At 38.0% G+C, this 3,902-nt stretch carries 4 protein-coding genes; 1 reads left to right on the forward strand and 3 read right to left on the reverse strand.

Annotation, left to right across the window (positions count from 1 at the left end):
• Positions 1–473: 473 nt before the first annotated feature.
• From PK547_02105 to PK547_02115, 3 genes are all read right to left on the reverse strand, one after another.
• Positions 474–1,037 carry an NYN domain-containing protein gene (locus PK547_02105; GenBank protein HPR91506.1) on the reverse strand — a complete coding sequence of 188 codons (564 nt, stop codon included), beginning with the start codon at positions 1,035–1,037 and terminating at the stop codon, positions 474–476.
• Between the two features lie 318 nt (positions 1,038–1,355).
• A complete protein-coding gene (locus PK547_02110) occupies positions 1,356–2,030 on the reverse strand; it encodes an NYN domain-containing protein (GenBank protein ID HPR91507.1) in 675 nt (224 codons plus the stop codon).
• Between the two features lie 470 nt (positions 2,031–2,500).
• Positions 2,501–2,671: a hypothetical protein gene (locus PK547_02115; GenBank protein ID HPR91508.1), complete on the reverse strand. Its 171-nt coding sequence runs from the start codon at positions 2,669–2,671 to the stop codon at positions 2,501–2,503.
• Positions 2,672–3,045: 374 nt separating this feature from the next.
• On the opposite strand from PK547_02115, the gene PK547_02120 reads away from it, so the two are divergent.
• Entirely contained in the window at positions 3,046–3,684 is a 639-nt protein-coding gene (locus tag PK547_02120; protein ID HPR91509.1) for a ribonuclease HII, read from the forward strand.
• The last annotated feature ends 218 nt before the right edge of the window (positions 3,685–3,902 follow it).

Here is a 3,902-nt window from a genome sequence, read left to right on the forward strand (position 1 = left end):
TTCAATTAAGTCTTTTTCTTCCATTTTTGTGTCTTATACATACTAAGACGGAGGGAACCCCTTTTTGTTACAAAGTAACAAAAAGGAATGTCTAATGTCTAATGACTAATGTCCAAACGGGGGGGCAACATAATGTCTGATGACTAATGACTAATGTCCAAACAGGAGCCGGGAGTACAAACTTAATGCTCAATGACCAATGACTAATGCCCAAACGAGAATACACATGAATACAATGACTAATGTCCAATGACTAAACAGGGAGGGGGGCAACATAATGTCTAATTTCTAATGTCTAATGTCCAAATAAGGAGGGGTGGGTTCAAAAGCTTAAATCCGCCGGCTGGCGGATAAAGTTTAAACAAATAAGGGAGAAGGGAGAACAAAGTTTAAATCCGCTGTCCGCCAATTGACGGAGGCGGGGTGGATAAAGTTCAAACGCACCAAGAATACGCAGACAAAAGGTCTAACGATTAAGTAAGAGAAGGAGAAACAAAAAATGATTGAATATCCTCCAAACGGAGTAACCTAACATCATTAGATACTTGAGATAACCCATAAGATTGCGACTTAGCTGTCCCTACATAAACCACTTTCTTGCCCAAAGCCTGTACTTCTTGCACAGCTGCTACCAAGTCTGTATCGGAACTGATTAAATAAGCCACATCATACACATCTGTTCTGGCTAGTCTTATCATTTCTACTGCCAGTTTCACATCTACGCCTTTTTCGTGATAGGTCTTGTCGGGGTGCTGTATTAAAACGCCTAGCATTACTTCAACCTTCTCCCTATTCAATTTAGATAAGAGTTTCTGCTGATTGGCATATAATTTCTCGCTCTTGTCTTTATCCTGTCCGTTTTTACGCCTGACGGCACCGATATAATAACGTATTTGAGAAAGAGTATCTTGAGCAACCAGCCATTTGGCAAAATTTTGATAATCAAATCCCAAAAGGTCATAGCGGTTGCCGTTAGAGGTAAGACTCTTCAACCTAAAATAAAAATTACTCCCATCTATAAAAACAATAACCCTCATATAATTTTAAATAAAAGACCGCCGTCCCAATTGCTTGAGAAGGCGGTGAGATTAACTGCGTTAATGATAGCATAAACCATACAGCTGTCAAGATTTAAAAATAGTTACTAACTCTCAATATCTTATACATGCTAAGACGGAGGGGACCCCTTTTTGTTACAAAGTTGTAGGCAAAGTCCAAAGTTCAAAGTTTAAAGTTTAAACAAACGCGGAATACACAGACACCCTTCGACAAGCTCAGGACAAGCTCCTTCGGCAGAATTACACTAAATATACTCGAAGTGTTAAGGATAAATTAATTCGCATTAAAAATAAACTTTAAAGATTTAGCGGTTGTTGCTCTCGGTAGATGAAAGGTTTTAGGTCGGTTGCTAATAGGACTCTTGTGAGATTGGCTGCAGCTATTAGAGAATTGGTGGGTTTTGTATCATTCTCTGAGTTATATTGGTCATGAATAGAGAAACCTACATATTCAATTGTCTTGTGTTCTCGCTTAACTACCCAGTCAATAGCTGGAACCAAATCAGTATCAGAGCTAATTACAATGGCTATGTCGTATTTTTTATCTATTGCCCCTGCCATCAAATCAACTGCCAATTTAACATCTATGCCCTTTTCCCTTAAACGCACGACTTTAATAGTACTGATACCTAAGGTTTTTATTTTTTCATAGACATCGATGCGATTATCAATAACTATTTCCTCCTGTCTTCTTCTTAAGGGGCTATTTTTTATTTCCCAATGATTTGCACGCAAATAAGTAAAAAGAGCTTGCTGCCGAGAAAACGCTTCATTGGGTACATTATTTTCAGCTTGAACAGTTCCGATATAATATCTTTTACCGTTCTCACTAAGAATCCGGTTGCCAATTAAATAGTGAGCAAAGGCGTCATAATCAAATTCCGTGTCTTTAACACCCAGTTTCTTCAATACAATATGGTAAAAATTACTTCCATCAACGTATACGCACACCCTAGGATTGTTTAATTCCATGTTTTTAAATAAAAACCTGCGTACTCCTTTCGGTAGACGCAGGCGACTTTACGTAGTAGATGTTAGCATAATGCTTAAACTTGTCAAGTCTTGTAAAGGCAAGCCCGGTAGATTTGCCTTAGAACTACTTTTATGAGTTTTATACTGTTCAGCTAAGTTTCCCTCCAGATTAAATTCCATATAAGTAATTTTATCGTAAGTTTTTCTAAATGTACATATATATAATTTAATCCACCGGTCAACAGATTTGGATTTTATTTGGACTTTGAACTTTAGACTTTAAAAATTGTGTAATGATCGCCTTGACATCAAAGTTTAAAGTAGTATACTTCTCACTCGCGGGTCAAAAAAAAGGAGACATTTTCTGGCTCCGCAACATAGCACTTTATAGTCTCTTAGCACCTATCGCATAAAAATATCAATGCGATTTCCCACCTTTATATAGGGTTGGGGACGGCAACGCACGTAAGCTATGCGGAGCCGTTTTTACCGGCAGGCGAGGATTTAAATTCCTCCCCTGCGCGCTGGAGGGTGCTAGAGAGGTAAAACCAGCTTAAAAACGCCTTTAATGGTTGTTCTTTACTAGCTTCAGCTATGGGCGTTTTTATTCGCGGTGGTTCATCGTTTTTTCTTTTGGTCACAAGACAATTTAATGTCTAGCGACAGCAGTTCTTTAAAAGGGGGTGATACTAAAAACGAAAGAAAGGTACACATCTTGGGAGTAAAGAGGCCTTACATTCGGTTGTTGTTGCAATAAAGCTATTATTGTGATAGGAGGATCTTTCTCTGGTGTTTTTGAGCCTGGTTGCATGGTTTTCAGAGGTCAGATAGATTGGCGAGGAGGTAAAAATGTCAGACTTTGATTGCCTGGTATTAGCTATCATCTTCAGGCCATTTATAGAGGCCTTTATCTCTATCTTTCATTCGCAAATAGATTCATAATATCGTCTTCACGTCGAGCGCCCGCATTTTAGGCGCTCTTTTTTTATGTAATTAATAAATGCTAGAATAAAGCATGCTCAGTTACGAAAACAAATATTTTAAATTGGGGTATAAAAATATATTAGGAGGAGACGAAGCCGGACGAGGTCCACTGGCAGGGCCTGTTTCTGTAGGCGCTGTTTTGGTTAATAAGAAAGAATTCCTGAAACTAAAGCGCGATTTAAAACATTTAAAAGTCGGCGATTCTAAAAAATTATTACCTCAACAGAGAGGGGCTGTTTTTGAGAAGGTAAAAACTCTCCCCTACTTGCGCTCTGCCTGTTCTTTAGTAAGCAATAAAATTATAGATAAATTCGGCATAGAGGAGGCTACTCGAAGAGCTTTTGATAATTGCCTTTTAAAATTAGAGGACAAACCGAATATTATTCTCTATGATGGTAATAGGCCTATAGATAAAAAACTGGCTCTAAAACAAATCCCCATTATTAAGGGCGATGATAAGGTTTTCATAATTTCTTTGGCTTCAATAATTGCCAAGGTCACCAGAGATAAATATATGGCCAAAATGGCTAAAAAGTATCCTTCATATGGATTTGAAATCCATAAAGGCTATGGTACCAGAAAGCACATAGAGGCAATTGAAAAATATAATCTATGCCCTCTCCATCGAAGAAGCTACTGCAAGGGGCTAAAGCACTGGGATAATGTCTAATGACCAATGACTGGGTAAACATAATGTCTAATGACTAATGACTGGGTAAACATAATGTCTAATGTCTAATGACTAATGTCTAAAGGGGGGGGGACAACATAATGTCTAATGACTAATGACCAATGTCCAAACAAGGGGAGGACAACATAATGTCTAATGTCCGAACGGGATACGAAAAACAAAGTTTAAACCATGACGTAAAAAGATATTGGAATAAA

The sequence above is a fragment of the Candidatus Paceibacterota bacterium genome (assembly GCA_035404205.1).
Classification (GTDB): Bacteria; Patescibacteriota; Minisyncoccia; order UBA6257; family JAVHQB01; genus JAVHQB01.